We start from the raw sequence: 20,088 nt of genomic DNA, 5'->3' as shown, positions 1-20,088 counted from the left end.
TCCTTTGCCTTCTGAAATATAAACATGTTTTCAGAGGAGCTACGAAGCACGCTCGCACTGCATCAGTTTTTTGCTTTAGTATATATCCCTTGTACAGGAATACTATTTCTACAGATGTAGGTTGGGTATTTGATTCTCTGATTTCAGAAAACTCACATTTATGACATTTTCTGTAATCTCGATTGCAAGTGAACCTATTCTCGCATTTGCAATTCTTTTGCTCATTATTCTATTTGTACCCCTGGTCTTTCAAAAAATAAATCTTCCGGGCATTGTGGGCCTCTTACTGGCAGGTACCATTGTTGGCCCCAAAGGTTTTGGTTTAATTGAAGCCGCCGGTGTGATTGATGTACTGGGGAAAGTGGGCTTGCTCTACCTAATGTTTTTGGCAGGCCTTGAGATTAATCTCGATCAGTTCAAAAAAGAGAAGAAAAACACCTTCGTTTTTGGTGCTTTGACTTTCCTGATACCCCAAACTCTTGGCACCCTTATCTTTTACTGGATGGGATACTCCCTGCCCGCATCACTGTTAATCGCAAGCATGTTTGCTTCTCACACGCTGGTGGCGTATCCGATCATCTCCCGGCTGGGCTTGATGAAAGAGAAAAGTGTATCGGCCGCTGTTGGCGGAACCATCATTACGGATACGGTAGCACTGCTTGTATTGGCAGTAGTTGCACGGTCAGTGGAGGGAGATCTTGATATGATGTTTTGGGTCACATTAACCGGCCTCTTCTCCATCTACCTGGCATTCATGTTTATCGTGCTGCCAAAAGCAAGCTTTCGGTTTTTTCAGTATGTGGGTGAAAAGGGGCGTTTTACCTATGTCTATGTAATTGGCATGATGCTGATTGCCGCATGGCTGGCTGAAGTGATCGGTATTGAAGCGATTGTGGGAGCTTTTCTGGCCGGGCTGTCATTCAACCGCCTGCTTTCAAATAAAGGGCCATTAAAAAATCGCGTTGAGTTTTTTGGTGATGCCTTCTTTATACCACTGTTCCTCATCTTCGTAGGTATGCAGGTAGATATTGCCGTATTAACCGGCAGTACTGATGTATGGATCATTATGGGCGTTATGACGGCCACAGTTGTTATTACTAAATGGATGGCGGCTTTTGCCAGTGCTAAAATTCTTAATTTTTCTAATGACCAGGCCTGGGTAATATTCGGGTTAACCAATTCCCAGGCTGCGGCAACCCTGGCAGCAGTATTTGTTGGGATGGAGGTCGGACTAATCGGAGAAGAAGTGTTAAATGGCGCCATTATGATGATATTGGTTACGTGTATTATTGGCCCGATAGTTGTTGAAAAGTTTGGTCATAAACTTACTGACGACATCAGTGACGGCTCAGATGCAAAGCCAAAAGTCAATCAGCGGATTATGGTACCGATTTCAAACCCGGTTACGTCTGATCGGTTGATTGAGTTTGCGGCTAACTTAAGGATTAAGGGCAGCAATCCGATTTATCCACTTTCCGTGATTAACACATACGTAGATGCGGCTTCCCAAAGAGAAAGAGCACAAAAAATACTGGATACGGCCAGCCATCATATACACGCCGTCAACAGTGCAGCCAACCCGGTCATTGAAACCAATCTTAATATTGCTGAAGGGATTCACCTGGCAGCAGAAAAACATGCGATCACCGATATAGTTATTGGCTGGAATGGTGAAATAACGACTCCCATGAAAGTATTTGGAAGCGTGGTGGATCAATTGATTCAAACATCAAATCAACAAATATTTGTCTGTAAATTCGATCAACCTATTTCAACATTCGAGAAAATTCGTTTGGTCATTCCTCCCAAAAAAGCCGTAGGGAAAACTTTTTTACATCTGTTTGGCAATATTGTGAGGCTGGCAGAAAATCTGAATACTCCTCTTGAGATTTATCACTTATCAGAAGATGAAGATCAGATCAGCCATAATGTAGATCTTCTTTCCCCTTCACTGGATATTAAATTTGAAAAATTTGAAAAATTTGATCTGTTAATGACCCATGTGTTGCAAGATCTACAGAATTCGGACCTGCTTATTGTTACCAACAAAAGGTCGGGCACATACGGCTGGGCATATGGAACAAACCTTGTACCCAGAACCATGGCTTCAGATAAGCCGGGCATAAGTTTTATCATAGTCTATCCCCATTCCGCTGAACCTGTTGACTATAGTACGAACCTAATTTATACCAGCTAATTGAAATCCATTAAAAATAGCTAAGAGATCAGAAATAGAATCACCTCTTGCTCATTTTTGTACTCAGTATATTTATTGGTAACTGAGAAATTCGGAAACATAATTGCAGAACCGTAGACCACGATAGTAAATGCCACAATATTCGAAATATTTGGTGGTCATTCTATCTAAAATTGAACTAAACATTGGCAATCTAATCCTTAATGGGGCACAATCTACCTTATCAATGGAGGCGACAGCTTGCTGAATGGATTAAGATTATTGATTACAACACAAAGGATTCAGTTTTTAAGATTTCGTTGGCCTGAAGGTATTATAGCCTTTTTGTAGTAAGCCTGGCAAAGGCCATCTGATGGATAGAGTATGCCTATGAGCGGCCATACAGTCTCAAATCGGTCGTTAAGTTGCTTTAAAACAGCCATAATCTACAGTAGATAAAAAGAACGAGACTCTAAATAAAAAAATGAGAAATTGAACATATTTCAAAGCCTCTAATATCTGTACTATTTACTGGATACAATTAAATCTAAAAAAATATTTTGGAACAAATTCATCTACAGTAAATATGAGAAATTGGTAAAGATATACAGAATAGAGATAGTTGATATTGTCTCTCGAACCGTAAAACCAAACAAATCCATTATGAAGTCTATGAAGAAGTATTTCTCAGTACTCTCTATTTTCGCGCTTATTTTCACGTTTGCGCTTACTACAAACAGCGCTACTGCACAAGATAAAACCGTAGTAGAAGTTGTTGAAGCCAGCGAAAATCACACAATATTCGCTGAATTACTGAATGAGACTAACCTTGGTGATGCAATTGCCGATCAGGGGCCCTACACCATCATCGCTCCGACAGATCAGGCGTTTGAAAATCTTGGTGATGATCTGGAGCAGATTCGACAAGATAGCGACAGACTGCAAAATCTCGTAGTTGGTCATCTTTTTCAGAGTGAAGTTGAGGCTGCCGATGCTGGGCCCGCACTCGGGATAGAGATTACCGAGGGAGATATACGGGCATCTAACGGTTTGGTTCATATCACAAATGAAGTGATTCAGTAGTTTAAAATCCCCGATCTAAAAGCTGCCTTGTTAACTCTGGGCAGCTTTTTTTATTGAAAGAGGTTTTTCAAGGTCAGGGCCAAAGAGAGATTGAAACCACATCATATATTGAAACCACATCATATAAGTCATTATTTGAAGATTTAATTTAACCGACAACCCCGTGATTGGGCAAAAGCCCAGTTCTGCAAAACCTTCCTCAAATACATGAAAAAAAACATCAAGGTTCATGTTTTTTGTATGACCCATATTATTATAAGGCTTCAAGCTGTTAAGCCTGAAGCCTCTTAAGATGGAATTCTACTTTTTTCTATATGTAGTAATACTGTTGCTCATCTCGCTATAAGCCGTTCTGATTCCATCATCTGTTGCCGCAAAGTTTATGGTGTCTTTTGATTCAATGCCTATTTTTGCCGCTTCTGCAAACGAATCCTGATTGGCTCCCAGGAAAATAAACTCCCATGAGTACTTCTCCTTCTGATGACGTATCATGTCTTTGATCGTTGGTAAATCATAGGACGTACTTGCGTTTTCTTCTCCATCAGTCAAAATAGCGACAATAACTTTTTCAGGTCTGTGCTCTTCTGAAGTACTGGCCAACCGTCGACCTGTTGAATCTATTGCTTTGCCTACTGCGTCCAGCAACGCTGTACTTCCCGTCGGTATGTAGTCTTTGTCTCGGATGGGATTAACCTCACTCAGAGGTTTGTTTTCGTGAATAACGTCGTAATCCGTGTTAAACTGAATGAGCGTCAATGTTGCGTCTCCAGGCAGCTTTTTTTGCTCATCAAGAAACGAGATAAAGCCTCCAATCGCGTCATTTTTTATGAGTTTCATCGAGCCTGAAGCGTCAATGATACAAATGATCTCTGATAAACCTTCTTTCATATTTACTCCTTTTTTTATGTGTTTGATTTAAGAAGCGTAACGTGTATCTGGCGCAGTATAAACAACGCGAGTGACAACATACTGACACGCTTCTGTTATTTGCCGGATTGAGCAATCCTTAAGCTACTACGGCCTTCATACTTCTTATACCCAGAAACTGAGCCTATGTCATATAAAGAGAGAACGACAAGAAGGATTCATGATTTTTTAAAGGGAAATATGAGCTGGGAGAGTGCGCTTGATTTGATAGTGATAGTTGCTAAGTTGGAAGAGTGGATTGATTACTTGTTGAAGGAGATGGAGTCGATAGAAGTCAGTATTCTGATGAGATTTAATGATAACGTTGATTAACGGTGGGGCAACTTTTGGGTCTTGACAAATGAGTTTTTTGAAGAAGTTATACTGCGTTTTATGATTTAGGATTCGAGATTATTTAAACTGTTTGGCTATAAACAGTAGCGTCCTGATGGGCGCTATTGTTTATAGGTATTGTGTGTGCCCAACATGGGTGCCTTGGCTTACAGGAATGTAAGTCATAAATCTTGAGGGTGGAATTCTTAAGGTAAGGGTTGGGGCCCTGTGCGGTGGTTAGTGTGAGGGGCGCACCCGCTCAAACTTGGGCGGAGCCAACTACTTGATTAGGCGATGCCAAAAAGAACAGCCGCAAAAACATAGACTACACACACTGCACCTCCTACAAGTGATGCAACGGAAGCCATCAAACACCTGTGACAAAACCTTAATGTACGGAGCTGTTCTTTGCGCTCTCTGTTAAGCCTTTGTTCACTGGCTTCCAGCTCCTCAGCCGTCCAGTGAGGGTTTTCCAGACGCGTAAGAGTGCGCAGAATAGATATTTGATAAGCAAGACAGCCGGTCGAGAAGAAACGATATGCCAAAGCAAGTGCCATAGCCAACCCTAAGAAAACTATTCCCGCACCTAGCAGAGCAGCTTGTTCAGTAAATGTCTTTAGGTGTTCATCGGATTTAACTACAACGTTAGCTATCAAGAATCCGTAACCTGCAATACCGAACAATGAAAAACGAATCAATTCTGTTGAGAACGCTTGGTACCTATCAGTCAACTGAAAATCAGCATTATAGGTATCATCCGGAAGTGTGATATCGGACAGTTTCCGTGCGGGTATTCGATCAGGCATTTTACTCATAATTATTCCTTTAAAGTGTGTATTGCCTAAATGTTTTCTCATATATGCTTACAGCTCCGTATTCTTCCGAATAGCAATCCAATTATCTTTATTCGTGCAAATAGAGTCAGTAAGAGATCGAACATTTCGTAACCACGATCTCGCTGCTGGCTTATTTGTTCGTTCCATTTCTGCTTTGTAAGCAACCCAATCAATAAAAACACTGCACCAAGCCAATTCGTCAGAATTATAGTTTTGAATACCACTCTCATTTGCATATTGAAGTATTCTTGGATTTGATTCAGGGCCTGGTATTGCTTTTACTCCAACCTCGCCCATCGTAATACTTAAAAGATTTTCATGACTAATGAAATGGGTTTTAAGTGTGGATATCAGACTAATTCTAAAATTTATTTAAATTGCCATTTAGTAATTAATTTCCAGAATCATGTTTGTATTTTTTAAGGGGTTCCCGATACGAGTACAAGATGAAAAAGAAATCTCTTTCAGATACATATTCAAAATATATTAAAATATATTTTGAATTATGCAATACGTTTTTTCTGTTATTTTGCTCCAAATAAATAATATTTTCGTAATTGATTAAAATATTATCAGTATCGAGATTAGTTAAATACACAAGGTTATATAGCGTCCGCCTTATTATTGGTCATGCACAAAAGTATTTCAAAAGTCATTGGTAATTTCTGTATTCTGCACTTAACCGGCAAAACTATACCATATATTCTACACCCGACATGGTTGAAATTTTCCTCAAAATGATATCAGTCCTTCAACTATTACATCTAATATTTTCATTCGGGTTAGTGCAAAAACAATTCGGATTGAATAGCTCTTTCAACCATAAGCTCTCGCACATAATTCTTATACCATTTTCAACTCTATTCTCGCGCTCCAGGCATAATTCTCCTCCTTTTCTTGGTATAAGAAGAGTGTAAACAAAACCTATAACTTACGGAGAATTACAATGCCTGAACTACTCACACAATGTGGATCCGAGCGCTGCAACTTAGAGCAGCTGCTTGCGATCCCTGAACCCGAGCAGACCGAGACCTATACGCCGCTGAATCATTACGACTTTGCCGTCAACGTGAAGACCTTGGCCTCCAATATGCTCCGGGACTTTACATTTGCTAAGGAGGCCTACGCCCTTAGCGCCAGTGGCAACAAAATGTTTGGCGTGCTGTCCTATGCCAGCAAATCAACATCAGATGATGATCCTTTGCGCCTTTCAATCGGTATCAGAAATTCGCTGGATAAATCTTTAGCCGCTGGCGTAGCTGTAGGGACCTCGGTTATCGTCTGTGATAATCTCATGTTCAAAGGTGATGTCACGGTCCTGAGAAAGCACTCGGGAAACATGCATGAAGAGCTAATGGACCAGGTTGTTACAGCGATCTATAAATCTCAGCATCAATACAGCCAGCTTTGTTTCGACGCGGCCAGAATGATGGAGATTACCCTGGATAAGCGCTCGAGCTACGAGTACCTGGGCATTCTGACCGGGGAAGGTATCCTATCGCCAACACAATCCACCAAAGCGTTTAAGGAGCTCGACAATCCATCCCATCCTGAGTTCGAGAAAAGCTCGCTTTGGTCGACGTACAATGCATGTACGGAGGCATTAAAGAGCACACCTCCTCAGTCGATGGTCCGCAACCACAGCAGGCTGCACGCGCTTACTGAAGACCTCTATCTGAATTAGCTATGAAACACGCAGAAAAAATTGGTCGGATTGTAGGAGAGATATGCAAACGAGCCATCACTTATGCCATCATAAAATGGCTTGAAAGCAACCACAAATCAAAGAAAGGCGGCTCCTAAAGGGGCTGCCTTTTTCATATGAACATAAAATCAAAAACTTATGAATAGCATATCAACAAAAGACCTCTCGTTGGGCGAATGGCGCAAATTGAGGGGGAATTTTATCGGAGGAAGTGACTCAGCCAGTGTTTTGGGAAAATCAAAATACAAAAGTCCATATATGGTCTGGCTGGAAAAGACTCAGAACGTCAGCTTCTTCAAGGGGAATGCGTTTTCCAATTTCGGGACACTTTTCGAACCAATCGTAAGGGACCACTTCAGGAAATCGATGAACCTGGAAGTCACAGAACCTGCCGAGATGTTCATCCACCCGGAGTATCCCATGCTGTCTGGCAATGTCGATGGCTTGATCCATGGCGAAGGCAACCTTGGATTGGGAGTCCTTGAGATAAAGTGTTCGACCACAAACAGAATTTCACCTCATGAGTTGGCGCAAAATATACCTATCGAATGGTATACTCAGCTGATGCACTACATGGGCATTCTGGATGTAGGGTACGGCTTCTTGCAGGTCTACTACAGAGACATATGTGAGTTTGCAGACCCTGTGTTTGTCGAGCGAGATGACGAGCTTATTAAGGCAAATAACCGGCGCCTGAGCCAGTGGTGGAAAACATTTGTGGAAGGCAATACGCCCCCTCTACCATCAACGACCGAAGACCTGCTCATTAAGCACCCAGACTCTCATGAGTCACACATAGAAGCGTCCGTGCATATTCGCCAGCGGTATAATATGCTACTGAGTTTGAAAGAGCGCATTGCGGGATTGAACGAAATGAAGACCTCCATCGAGTTCGATCTTAAGCAGTACTGCGGTGATCACCAGGTTATAACTGCGGACGGCAAGCCCATCCTCACGTGGAAGTCCTCCACCCGGCGGAGTTTCAACTCCAAACAGTTCCGAAAAGATTATCCGGAATTGTATGCCAGATATCAAACCGAAACCCAAACCAGAACCTTAAGACTAAAACAGGATAAACTATGACACTAATCATAAATGAAAAATCAACCAAAACCGACCTGGCCCCAAGTGGGCTTCAACCTGCCGTCTGCGTGGATTGTAGGGATTTAGGAATAATCGAGACCAAATTCGGTGATAAGCAGATGGTTCTGCTGGTCTTCGAACTAGCTGCCACTAATGAACATGGCGACCGGTATCTCCTGCAGAAGAGATATACCAAATCGCTTCATGAAAAATCGAACTTAAGAAAGGATCTGGAGCGCTGGCGGGGCCAACCATTCAAAAAAGAAACGTTGTCCCGTGGGTTCAATATACAGAAGGTGGTAGGTGTACCAGCCATGATCTACGTCGAGCACCGGAAAACAGACCGTGGCACCTGGGCTCACGTAGAAAGCCTATTACCGGCGCCGGACCTTCAGCTGGAGCCATCCGGTAGGTACGAGCGGGCCAGTGAATCTCTTCAGGAATCATAAGAGAGGAAAATCATAGTGACCTTTTATAGCCACTGTGATTTTTTAGAGTCGGAATTGAGTTCATCTCGCGCAAGTCCTCCCCTACAAATTATAGGAAAGAGCGTTAGGTCCCAATCATAAAAGAACTGAGAGAGTTTATTTAAGACTACCTCAAATGACGTGGAAAGGTGAATGCAAAGGATTATGTATTTATTTACCAGGGAGGTGCATCCAAAGACAAACCCGTACTCGGTGCCCGCATATATATTGAATTCAAACGGTACGCAAAAGAAGCTGAGATTCCCACTTATCGTAGCTTACATGGTATGGGTAACAAGCTGAGACGATCTGGATAGAGATAGGATTTCATACGGATGAAGCAAGTTGTATGGCTGAATGAATAATGTCTCTCAGCTGCTAACAGACTTACATCAGCAACATGCATCTTAATCAATATATATCAGGGATTCTTTATAAGTCCCTTGATACCTGTAGCTAATCATTATTCAACATTCGCACATTATTATATGAGCCAATAGTAGTTTTAAAGTTTTAATGTTCTCAAATTTTCTACTGAATCTAATCCTCCCACTCATAGCCAAGAATCATGTACATATCCTCCAATTCATTCTCTTCCAGATTATTCCCTGAAGGGGATTCAACCTTTAAATTCCAGATAATGTCAGTAGAAAAATCAAGTTCGATGGCATCACCTGTTGTATCCCTGGTAGTAAAGTGCAAATTTCCATAAGCAGAAACTGGCGTTAAGGTCATTTCATCAGCCCCTGCCGGTGGAGGACTTGACAATGGCGGATTGAAGGTAATATCATAATCCCCACTATCGGAACATCTGGCAAGTATAGTTATAGAATTTATTTTGAGTGTGTGCAATATGTCCCTGTATGGAAACAGGTTCCGTGTTATCATAAATTCAAGAACATTTCCATTTGCCGGGTTATTGGGGTGCAGCAATTTGTGCCATTCAGAAGCAAAGTCATGTTTCAGGTTAATGACCTTCATACCGGGGGCTTTATCATCTCTGCCAAAATATTCCCTGAGATTTGCTATTGCACCATCTTTCAACAGCCCACCTGCTTCTCTGGCCGTATATTGCACATGAATAATTGCATCAGAAATAGTGTTGTAATCAAACTGTCTTAGAGCCTTGCCAAAATCATCATCATTTGGATCATTGAATAAATCAATAGTCCAACCACTAACTACCCCGGCACCTTCAAATGGCAAGTATCTTTCATCCCTGAAATTCAGTTCAAATATCCCACTATCGTTTTGAGCACTACTTGTGGCAATTGCTTTGATGGGTATATTGTTTTGAACAAAGCGACTATCGTTTACCAAAAATCCATCTTCATTGTTATGAACATAGCCATCGGCAAGTCCGGTTTTAACACGGATGCGATTGTTCAACAAACGTAACGAACATGAAATAGTAGTGTACGGTCCTGCTACACAGGGTAAAGAAATGCTAACAGATTTGATCCGCCTGAAATAATGTCCTGGATAGTCCAAATCAAATATTTCTTCCGGTAGAGAGAAGAAGCATTTGCCAGTTTCCCGCAACTTAATCAAAGCTAATGGGTCTAACAATGCCAAGGAAATATGTTTGGTCAATTCCAGTTCTCTCCGGTTTTGCTCCAGGTAAGAGTTTTCCAAACGCCTTAAATCATGCTGAAGGTTATCTCCAGAGAGTAGTCCCTTTTTAAGGCTATCCCAATAACCAAACTTTATGAAGTTAGAATCTTGAATTCCTAATTCAAAACGATAACACCTTTCTGCTCTTTTTGCCAAATCATAAGCCAATTGATAGCTTTTGAAATATACTTGCGAAATTTGTCCAATCATCCACTGATACAGCTCTTTGTTCGTATATTTGGACTTCATAAAGTCTTCAACTTCTTTAGCGTTTTCTGTTTGCAATTCTTGATTTGATAATTCTTTTTCTGCAATATTAATTCTAATATTTGCAGCTTCAATTTGTTCTTCTAATTGTATTTTTTCTTGTTCAGCTATTTCTTTCTGAAAGTCCCATTCCTCCTGCCTTCGTTGGTAACTTGCAATAGTATTTGACATTGCTGCTGATTTATCCAATATAGTAGCTACATTATACAATCCATTTGCCATCCTACCAGTAGATTCTCCTATTTTATTACCTGTAGGTGGTTCGGCTGCAAAATGTGGACTTCCACCAAATCCCGACGCTCCAACCTTAAAATCTGGTATTAAAAACATTACCCCTGCTAAAACATCTGCAATGGTACCAGCAGTATGTGATGCAATTGAAGTGCTGTTAAGAACAGTAGCTACAATTTCACCCGCATTCATAAACTCTTTTGAACCATAATAATCGATTTTGATTTTGGTAAGCTCCAGGTTTTCCTTCAAGCCATCCAAATTTTTCCTGGTTTCTTCAATCTGTAGCTCTCTTACCTCTTTTAAAGCATTTAACAGTTGCAATTCGTGTCCTTGTCTTAACAAGGCCAATTGCTCAGCATCTTTTTTCTCTAAAGCTGATAGTAAAGCATTTCCTAAAGCCTTTACATCATTGCAAACTTCATTTGCTTTTTGGAGAAGGGTGTTAAACCTATAATAAGGTAAAGGTGCATTTAGGTCAGCCAAAGCACTACTAATATCCATGCCCCCGGCTACTGCTTTTACTAAAGCGCCCGGATCTATTTCCGGTTCAAAAAGAGACAGCTGCCTGACAACACCTTCAATGTTCATGCAATTCCTGATTTTGTAGAGCCTGTCAACTACGGTATCCCAATAGCCGAATATTTTATCGTTTGGAGGAATGCAAAAGTATAGTGTGGGAATAGGAGCCACAGTTTCTCCGTCTATTCCATCCTCAGACATAGACGGGATGTGGTTCTCCATTTCGATATATGCATTGCTAAAATCATCAAAGTCTTCTTCCAACTCATTGAAAGTTTCAATCGGCGGAACAACCTGTGGGGAAATATTTTTCGGTCGAGGCCCCAGAAGTTCTGCCGCCAGTATATATAGCTGTGTTGCCTCATTAATAGATTCCATTGAATCCTGCTTGAATAGATGGTCCCCCCAGGCAATCAAGTTGTCGAGGTATTTCATAAAGACCGTCTTCTGATAAGCAACATTCCGATATTGAGCAATACGGTGAGGTTCAAACGGATGATACCGCCAATCTTTCACCTGGGCTTCCAAATCCGCTTTTAACTGACTGGAGAAATTGTCAGTGGTTGTGTCTCCGGCAATCATTCGCAAAATAGTATCAATCCTTTGTTCGTTGTACTTTTCATCTGTTGTTAAAAAGAATGGCTTGGTAATCCAATACTTTTGAGGAGAACCTGCCATTGTACCATCAGCCAGTGTACCTTCAACTCCAATTGGATTGAAAATATAGTGATACCACTCCATTGCTTCTTCAAAACGCTGGTTTTTGCTCAAGCTGTTGGCAATCATCAATGGTGTGTGATAGAATAATTCCCAGTTGTAAGGGGAATAACTTCCATCAGCAGAAAAGTCAACTATTTCTTCAGGATATGCTCCGCCAATGTCATAATCATAAACCTGGTTCGTGGGATCATACATTTTTCCAAAGTTAAACCCGCTATTCTTCATTTGGGTGTTCCTACTCATCAATGCAGGAATACCTTGGGCAGGATTATAAACCAGCTTAATGAAATCACAGACAAAGGGATGATAATAATTTTTGAAGTGATATTTCCTTTCATTGAATAGCCCGGCGGAAATCGCTCCAAAATAGAACCTGTAAATGGTCATATAAAACCTGACTATCAGTTCTATTAGTCCCTCTATCGAAATGCTGGTATATGGATCTTCGTTTAGGAGATTAGCCAGAACATTGGCCATCGCAACTCTTTGAGCATCTGTATAAACTGTAAAATCTGTACTATCTAAAGTAGTTCGTATGTTTCCCTCAAGCGTTAGTAGATAGTTTCTAAAAAACGCTTTTATTTCAGGGTAATAGTACTGTCTTGTTCCGGACTGTTCCCCCAGTACCACGCTGGTCTCTTCCCGATACCTGCCAAAGTCAAGCATTGGAAAAGCCATGAACGTCTTTTTTCTATCAGCATAAAAGAATGGCAACCAGGAGCCGTTTCTGGCATAAGATGATCTGTCCATAAAATTTCTTAATATGACCTCAAAGCCCTCCAAAAGCCTGTCCAGATAAGAGGTTTGCCAGGCAAAGTACGACTTATGAAAAGTCGGTGTTTTTTGCAGAAGAAGTAAACGCTGGTTTATGCTAAACCGGGAATTTTCTTCTAATTCAAAATCGCTTTCCGGATTGGAAACTTGCCCTGCTTCCTTTTCAATATAATCCAGGTTGTTGAGTATTCTTGGAAATGGCCATGTAACCTGCTCTGAGATTCCATTTAATCGTGGATCAGATTTAACCGGAAGGCCTTCGCAACCAAACAACTCAAAAGTATCATAGCTCTGAGTCCACGATTGTCCTTCTAATTCAGGATACGTAAACTTAATACCTAATTTGCCGTTAAGTTCTTTTTTATCTAATACATAAAACTCCATCTTACCGGAGTTAAAATGCCCTGTATAAGCATTCGTTTCAAAGTAGTCATTAGATACTTTCTTTGGCAGCCACTTTCCATTTCTCAATTCAGTAGTTGCCAACCTGATTTGCGTTTTTTTGTATGTGGGTGGAAGGGAGAAATTATCATCATCCCCATCAGGGATTGGAACATTATTATTCATTGCATCATCCGGCTCTTCCCTGAACTCCGGCCAGTATAAGAAAAGTCTCTTATTAACAACCAAAGGAATCAAATGATCACCGACGATATCCACTTCTATTTTTTTCCATGGTGTCCAACGCCTGTAATCATATTGACGGTAATAATAAATATGTGGAACAGCACCAGCTGTACGACCAAACACATGCACAAGTGTTTGCTCTGCATCATCTTCATGGTAAAAAGCTGCTATATCCAAACGAGCTACTTCATTAAGCTTGTCCAGATAGTTGAGATAGGCTTGCTCAACATTCAATTGATTGACCTCGTTTTGCAATAATTCATTTTCCAGATCTTGAAAGAAAGATGATTTATCCGGCCTTAATTCAGGCTCAATCCAGTTTTCGGGATAGAGGAATACTTTACGGTTTGCCTCCCAAACGCGGTATTTCCGCATCCATTTCCACCATCTCCAGGCACTATCGCCATCATCTCCATCTGACTTAACCGGTACTTCAGGTTCTAATCCCATAAAAGACCTTTGAACGAATAATTGTATAGAACCCGAAGCTTGTACCAATCTGGAGGTAAGCATACAAGAGCTCATTTCTATATCCAATAGATAATAAGCATACAGGTCATTGGTGTTTTCCCACTTGCCGGAGGGAGAATCCGCCGGTTGAGGTTGTGCCAGAAGATAAGCAGCCAATGCATCTCGTTTTCTTTCCCTCAATACATCTTGTATTTCCGTGCTGATTGTTAACCAGGATTCGGCTCCATATTTCGATCTTAGTAATTGCTTTAAAGTCAGAGATTCTGACTCTCCCATAGTTGGGTTTGCATAATCAATAGCGATCATGGTTCCCGCATTTAGCTGCTCCAGTATTTTCATAGACTCGTAAAGACGCATCCAATTTTCAGCTAATAAATAATCGGTATGGTAGCTTAAATCAATACTGTTCACCCAGTCGTCCACATCCGTTGCATTCCAATCTGTCAGCATCTCTAATTCACCGGCAAAGTCCTCTATGTCCGCATAGTCCCCTTTATGAAGTTTTCCGATAATACTTAGAATGCTGATTTCCTCATCATTAAACCGGGAATTAAGTTTTAATAAATTTTCGGTTCGCAGAATGTGTACAAGGGAAGCGATAGTGCCTGTATCATCGGCCGGAAGTGATGCAAAATCCATTGTTTGGGTGGGTGTATGGTAAGTGTACAACCACTCCAATTTTTCAAAATCCAATTCCCACTTATTGATGAACAAGCTGACCCGGTGCAACCAGTAAAGGGTATCGAAGGTATCCTTAAATCCTGCATAATCTACCACACCCAGTGATCCGGCAAATGTATCTTTTAAATGATCAAAGATGGTTTCCGTACCAATAAGTTGATAATCATTAATCAGTTTCTTTGTCATATTTTGAGCAATTCCAAACTGGTTACTCAATTGTTGAATGATGGCACTTTCTGTTTCTTTCTCTTTGAAATAATTAAGTAATGAGTTTGAGCTTGTTCCATTTCCTCTAATTGCCAGAGCAAGGTTTTCTGAATAGAAATTATCAGTAGAAATGTTCAAATCAGTTGGGTCTACCCATAGCTCTTTAGGAGAATAGCCACCTGCACTTTGTTGTAAATAAATATTATTGATTGCTGCTAAATATGCCGGGTCCGAGTCAAGAGCATCCAGTAACTCTTTTTCTTTTTGCGATAAAATCCCAATTACTACTAATTGCTTATCCTCTGCATTAAATGAAACTTTTAATGCAGTTTCTCTTGGCAAATCCTTTTCAAAATCAACTGTTACATTCTCAAGTGCAGTTTTAAACTCCGGGTTAAAGAATTTTAAATTCAACAAATCATGTTGAGATTCGTCATATACCTTTTGAATAGCTGCTTGATAATCTGGATTATTCCTTACATCAATTGGTATGGACGTATTTCCAAGCAACTCATCTCTAACAGTATCTGTCATCAATCCGGTAAATATCAATTTCGGGTTTCTTTGATATTGTATTGGGATGTGATGGGGGGCACCTGTAATGGTATCGGGGAATTTGTTATTTGCTAATATTATTTTTGTAGTAACCACATTTGGCAAAAAGTCATTACCACCTTGAGATTGGTCATATAGTTTTTGTATTGCCTTCATATAATCTTCATCACTTCTGATACTTGCCGGTATTGAAGAATCCGTTAATAGAGTATTGCGCATATCATTCGACATTACGCCAGAAAATTCAATTGCTGGATTTTCTTGATACTGTATCGGAATGTTACCAGGATCACCTGTGATGGCCTCAGGAAATTGAAAATCAGGTACCTCAATCAGTGCTTCAGCAACTCTTGGAGTAGAGTTTTTCAAAATTCCGAGGATTAATTCAATTGTTCCTTCGGTTAAATTATTCTTAAGAAGTAAATTCCTTAATAGACTTTCTAAGCTTTCAATATCATTCGGTGAGGGAGTTTGTAAAAACTCATATTTGTCAGGGTCATATTCCTTCGTTATCTCCTGCAAACTGTTTCTAAGCGAAATTAAGAAACGAATTGCTGTAGCTTCTCTATAGGCTGCCTTAGCTGTTAAATCCGCAGCAAGTAAATAATTCAACTCATCCATTTTAAATTCGGATGATTGGATCAGGTTAATATCGTCTATAAAGTCACAAGCAGATTTTGGATCAGTAAATACCTCAACATCGGCATTGTAAATTTTCAGAAACGTGGTCCAGTCGGCCGCTTTAATTTTTAAGGAGTTTGCCAGAAAGGAATGCCTGTATAAAAAGGATAAATGAGGTAAAAGCAAATCGCCATCAACACCATTTGGAATGTATAAACTACCATCAGAACGTTTGGTCAGGTTCAGGTAAATATCCAGGTCGGCTTCTTTCAATTTCAAAGCTGCCTGAACGACTGATTTATGATCTTTGATGAGTGACACATTAGCTGCAACAAAATCAGGATGATTTTGATCTACTAAAGGGATTTCAAATGCCAGATCAGGCGGATTAATCAATTTTTTATTTAGAAATAAATCCTGATAAATGGCATCAGCACTTTTTTCGTGTAGCTCTGTAAACCTGTTTGTGGTGTTTAAATTGCCAAACAAACTGCATACCTGCTCAACGCTTACTTTCTTACCCAATTTATTTTTCAATTCTACCAGGTACATCAAGTTGATAAGAAATGATTCATTCAGGCTACCATTACCAATTTTATCCTGCCGTATCACCAATTCGACTTCCCACATCTTCCAGCCCAATTTTCTCCAAAGTCTCAGAAAGCGATTGATCCTATCCAAGGCAGCCACATCAAGCGGCATTATTTCTTTTTGGTCGGTATCGCAGGTAGGATCGAGATGTGCTATTTGCATTGTCTCGCCCTGATTGATGAATTGAAGGTCTAACAAAGTAAGCAGTTGGTTGTATTCCAGACCGGTGACGCGTAGAAAAGTCTTTACATTCTTCATGTTGTCCAGCAAGGTCGTATTACTGTTTTCTCCCCAATGTTCAAATTGAGTAGCGGGCGAAGCTTGAAGGATAATATCTTTTTCATCTGGAACTGAAATACCAAAATAAACCGCTGCTACTTCCCCTTCCGTTGCATTGTTAGGGGCAGTATTCCCTTTGAACAATTGCATCAATTCCCACCGGTTAATTTTCACCTTATCAAAAGAAGCTTTTACTTCTTCTCCGAATAGGTCAAATGGCAAGGCAAACGGGAATTTAGCAGCACTCAGTTTCTGGTAAGCGACAGGATTTACATACTGAGGGTTTGCCCGAAGCTCATCGGATTTTGCTTTTGTGTTCCTGAGTATTCTTGCAAAATAATTAGAACCCCCTTTCTTCTTCAGCAGATATGTGATGGTGTCGGAATGCAATACCCAGTTGTCTGTACTGCCGATCCTGGCAAGGTGAATGTTTTCTCCAATACTTAATTTCTCGCCTTGCAGTGCGGTAAAGACATCTTCTTTAGCCAGCTCTAAATCAGAATCGTCAATGGTTGTAAATCCTGGCAGTTCCTTATCATTTTCACCATCTGCCACAACAGCCTCCAGCACTTCATTGACCACATCAATGTAGGGAAGGGTAACATTGGCATTTTCACAATTCAATTCTAAATACCCCAGATCCGGACGACGGTTAAAAAGGATATCTTTTACAGGGATACCATTAGGCCTTCTTTCTTTTAAAAACATTAAGAGGTCGGTGAAATAAGCAGCCGGACTATAAACAGAACGACAATGTTTGCATTCACAAACGTCTCCTCCCTTGAACAGGTTATTCCAGTTGGGAAAATCCGAAACCGCATCATTTCCCACATTGAAAGCAGCGATAGCCCCTGCATTTTGTGTTGCTTGTAATTCTGCAATTAACACGGTCGTAGCAGCATGAGTAGCTTCTGCTTTTCGCCAAGTAGTCCGTGCTCTTTCCCTGGTGAACCCGGGTTCATTCTCATATTTTCGGATAAATTCTGATTCCCCCATCTTGTAAATACCGTGGGCAGAATGCAGATTGTCCTTCATCAGTGTGTTGGTCGCCTGAAAATCGGGTGTTAACTTAAACACTCTCTGAACCGCTTTGAACTCCAACTTTAAATTTTCGTCTTTCTTTAAATCATCATTTTTTCGTGCAAATTCATCAATAGGGGTTGTCAAAAATTCAAAGTCCGGGTTTGAATCAATCACTTTTTTCACTTTTCGAGGATTCTTCAAACCTGATACAGTTTGTGATTCCATTGCTCTGTCCAAACTACCGGAAAACGCCATGGTTGGAAAAGCGGTACTGAATTGCTTGTGAAGTGTTTTACCATAAATTTCAGTGAAATCTTTCTTCTGGTCTTTAGGGATGACCAAATCCAAAGGCACCTGCAAGGGATTGGATCCACTTGACTCTTTCACCAGATCAGTCCATTCTTTTTGACTTTTTTTGGCCAGCAAGCGAATATCCCTGGGTTCTCTGACATCGAAATTTCGCTTAATGGACTTAACCATTTCGAAATCGGCATTTGTAAACCCGCTAAGTTCATAGGAAGTTTGCAGATTATTGATTTCAGAAACTTTGAACCTGTCTTTTTTGAGTTCATCGATTAGTTCGGGCGAGAACGTTTTGTATTTATTGAAAGCTTTGGCAAACTTTACCTGCTTTTCCTTTCCATTTATACCAACTTCTTCCAATGCCTTTTTGGTAAAGGTATCTTTAGTCGTTACTTCCAGAGTGGCTACATGATCATTATATAACTGAATCCACCTTTCGACAACTTCTTCCGAAACGGTTTCAATTTTATTGGTTGTAAAGGCAATCCTCAATTCTTTACGGAGGCTTCGCTCATCCAACTGACTAAGCCTTTCGCTGATTTGCCCACGTTGTTCTTCCAGGTTGTTAAATACCACATCTTCATAAAACGAAATGCCTAATACCACATACCAAAACGGAGCATCTATTTTGCTGTCTGCTTCAAAATAATGTGCCTGGACAAAATGCTGAATTTGGTCTTTGGAATATCCTGTTTCCCCACTTAAAAAAGAGATATCCTGATGCTTATCAGATTCATCCAATTTATTAATGGCAATATCTGTTAGCAACGGGGATACAAATAATCGAACCAGTTCAAACTCCGACAATGGTTGAACTTCATCTGCTTTGACCTGAAAATCAACGGTAGCCCTGGCAGGTGCATTAAATAAAATATCAGATACTCCAACGGGTCTATTTTTAGGATCGAATACTTTGATAAAAACATCAGCATTCCCACGCTCAGCTCTGATGAAGGATGTAGAAGAATAGGTAATGGCGTACGTTCCTTTACTATCGGTTATTCCTTCTCCCAATAATTCTTCAGACCGCAAATCTTTATCAAAAGCTTGCACAAAAAATCGCCGGGCTGCTTGTCCGTCCTGCAATTGGATTTTGCCCGATACCATCAATTCTTTTTCTGTCTCAGTAACAGGGGTATAATCCACTTTCATGTTGATCGTGGTATGTTGCGGAGAATTATCATGTCTATTGGACCTTCCCAGCAGTTTACCTTCGGGTGAGAATACCTGAATAATAATATTCGCCCCACCACTTTCCCGGTCTCCAATTCGGAAATCTCCATCTTTATAGGTGATTTTATATCTCCCCTTGTCATCGGTATAGACAGGAATACCCAACAGGTTTTCAGGTGTTTGAGGGTTCAGGCTGAAAGCTTTTACCAGCAAACCTTTGATGGGTTTGTTGTTTTGGTCAGTGATGGTTCCCTGGACAGTGTATTGTTTACCGGGAACGGTAACGGGAATTTTGACACGAACCAGTTGCCGACCTGGACGTAATGCCAGGCTAAAATCTGTCGGCAGGTTCTTGCCGTTTTGATCTTCAACCCGGAAGTTAGCTTTTGTCCCCAGCTGGATAAATTCGTTGTAGAACGACATCCGGAAGAAACCATCCTGTTCAACTTTAGCTTTTGTTTCCTGGATGGTTTGCCCGTTGAATTTAACCGTAAGAGTGACCTGGGCTTTAGTTATCAACTTTCCACTTGTTCTCTCTATTATTTGACCTTCGATTTTATAAGTCGGCATGATAATTTTGATTTATTAGGTTAAACCATTTAAAACTGTTTTTGATAGGAACTTCAAAATGTTCCAGCTTCAGCATATTGGCGGTGGGGCCATCAAAAAGCCGGTAGGCTCCAGACCGTAATCCTGCTAAAAGTTGGAAAGGGACTGCCTGGGTATCCTCCGTAAAGTTGACGGGCTCTAAAATGCTGGAGAGTTATTCCAGCACGTACAAGGATGCGATTTAGCCGCGCTATGAAGGAATCCTACTTCCCGGTACTAAAGCTTATTCTG

11 protein-coding genes are annotated in these 20,088 nt (G+C 40.6%); 6 read left to right on the top strand and 5 right to left on the bottom strand.

From position 1 onward, the window contains the following. Positions 1–160 precede the first annotated feature (160 nt). Both DYD21_RS08910 and DYD21_RS08905 read left to right on the top strand, forming a co-directional pair. A complete protein-coding gene (locus DYD21_RS08910) occupies positions 161–2,197 on the top strand; it encodes a cation:proton antiporter (protein ID WP_116035445.1) in 2,037 nt (678 codons plus the stop codon). A gap of 642 nt (positions 2,198–2,839) precedes the next feature. After that, the gene (locus DYD21_RS08905; RefSeq protein WP_116035442.1) at positions 2,840–3,259 is read left to right on the top strand and encodes a fasciclin domain-containing protein; all 420 of its coding nucleotides are present in this window, start codon (positions 2,840–2,842) and stop codon (positions 3,257–3,259) included. Between the two features lie 30 nt (positions 3,260–3,289). Here the strand turns inward: DYD21_RS08905 and DYD21_RS08900 are convergent, their stop codons facing one another. Then, a complete protein-coding gene (locus DYD21_RS08900; RefSeq protein ID WP_116035440.1) occupies positions 3,290–3,508 on the bottom strand; it encodes a hypothetical protein in 219 nt (72 codons plus the stop codon). A 51-nt stretch (positions 3,509–3,559) separates the two neighbouring features. Further along, positions 3,560–4,147, bottom strand: coding sequence for a vWA domain-containing protein (locus tag DYD21_RS08895; protein ID WP_116035438.1), 588 nt, complete (start codon positions 4,145–4,147; stop codon positions 3,560–3,562). 219 nt (positions 4,148–4,366) lie between these two features. On the opposite strand from DYD21_RS08895, the gene DYD21_RS21380 reads away from it, so the two are divergent. Further along, a complete protein-coding gene (locus DYD21_RS21380; RefSeq protein ID WP_255415917.1) occupies positions 4,367–4,498 on the top strand; it encodes a hypothetical protein in 132 nt (43 codons plus the stop codon). A 287-nt stretch (positions 4,499–4,785) separates the two neighbouring features. Here the strand turns inward: DYD21_RS21380 and DYD21_RS08885 are convergent, their stop codons facing one another. Together DYD21_RS08885 and DYD21_RS21020 are read right to left on the bottom strand one after the other, a co-directional pair. Continuing rightward, positions 4,786–5,313, bottom strand: a complete 528-nt coding sequence (locus DYD21_RS08885) for a hypothetical protein (RefSeq protein WP_147303540.1) — start codon at positions 5,311–5,313, stop codon at positions 4,786–4,788. A 48-nt stretch (positions 5,314–5,361) separates the two neighbouring features. Next, on the bottom strand, positions 5,362–5,631 hold the full coding sequence (locus DYD21_RS21020; protein ID WP_158551470.1) for a hypothetical protein: 270 nt from the start codon (positions 5,629–5,631) through the stop codon (positions 5,362–5,364). A gap of 649 nt (positions 5,632–6,280) precedes the next feature. Here DYD21_RS21020 and DYD21_RS08870 point away from each other — a divergent pair. The 3 genes from DYD21_RS08870 (at position 6,281) to DYD21_RS08860 (ending at position 8,571) form a co-directional block, all read left to right on the top strand. Beyond that, positions 6,281–7,018, top strand: coding sequence for a DUF932 domain-containing protein (locus tag DYD21_RS08870; RefSeq protein WP_116035424.1), 738 nt, complete (start codon positions 6,281–6,283; stop codon positions 7,016–7,018). Between the two features lie 159 nt (positions 7,019–7,177). Beyond that, a complete protein-coding gene (locus DYD21_RS08865; protein ID WP_116035422.1) occupies positions 7,178–8,122 on the top strand; it encodes a YqaJ viral recombinase family protein in 945 nt (314 codons plus the stop codon). Continuing rightward, positions 8,119–8,571, top strand: a complete 453-nt coding sequence (locus DYD21_RS08860; RefSeq protein ID WP_116035419.1) for a phage replication initiation protein, NGO0469 family — start codon at positions 8,119–8,121, stop codon at positions 8,569–8,571. Before DYD21_RS08865 ends, DYD21_RS08860 begins: the two co-directional genes overlap by 4 nt. A 558-nt stretch (positions 8,572–9,129) precedes the next feature. Here DYD21_RS08860 and DYD21_RS08855 read toward each other — a convergent pair. Beyond that, a complete protein-coding gene (locus DYD21_RS08855) occupies positions 9,130–19,818 on the bottom strand; it encodes a neuraminidase-like domain-containing protein (protein ID WP_116035417.1) in 10,689 nt (3,562 codons plus the stop codon). Positions 19,819–20,088 lie beyond the last annotated feature (270 nt).

This window comes from Rhodohalobacter sp. SW132 (genome assembly GCF_003390325.1).
Lineage (GTDB): Bacteria > Bacteroidota > Rhodothermia > Balneolales > Balneolaceae > SW132.
The sequence above is the reverse complement of the archived record's forward strand: the minus strand, read 5'-3'. Positions and strand labels throughout refer to the sequence as shown.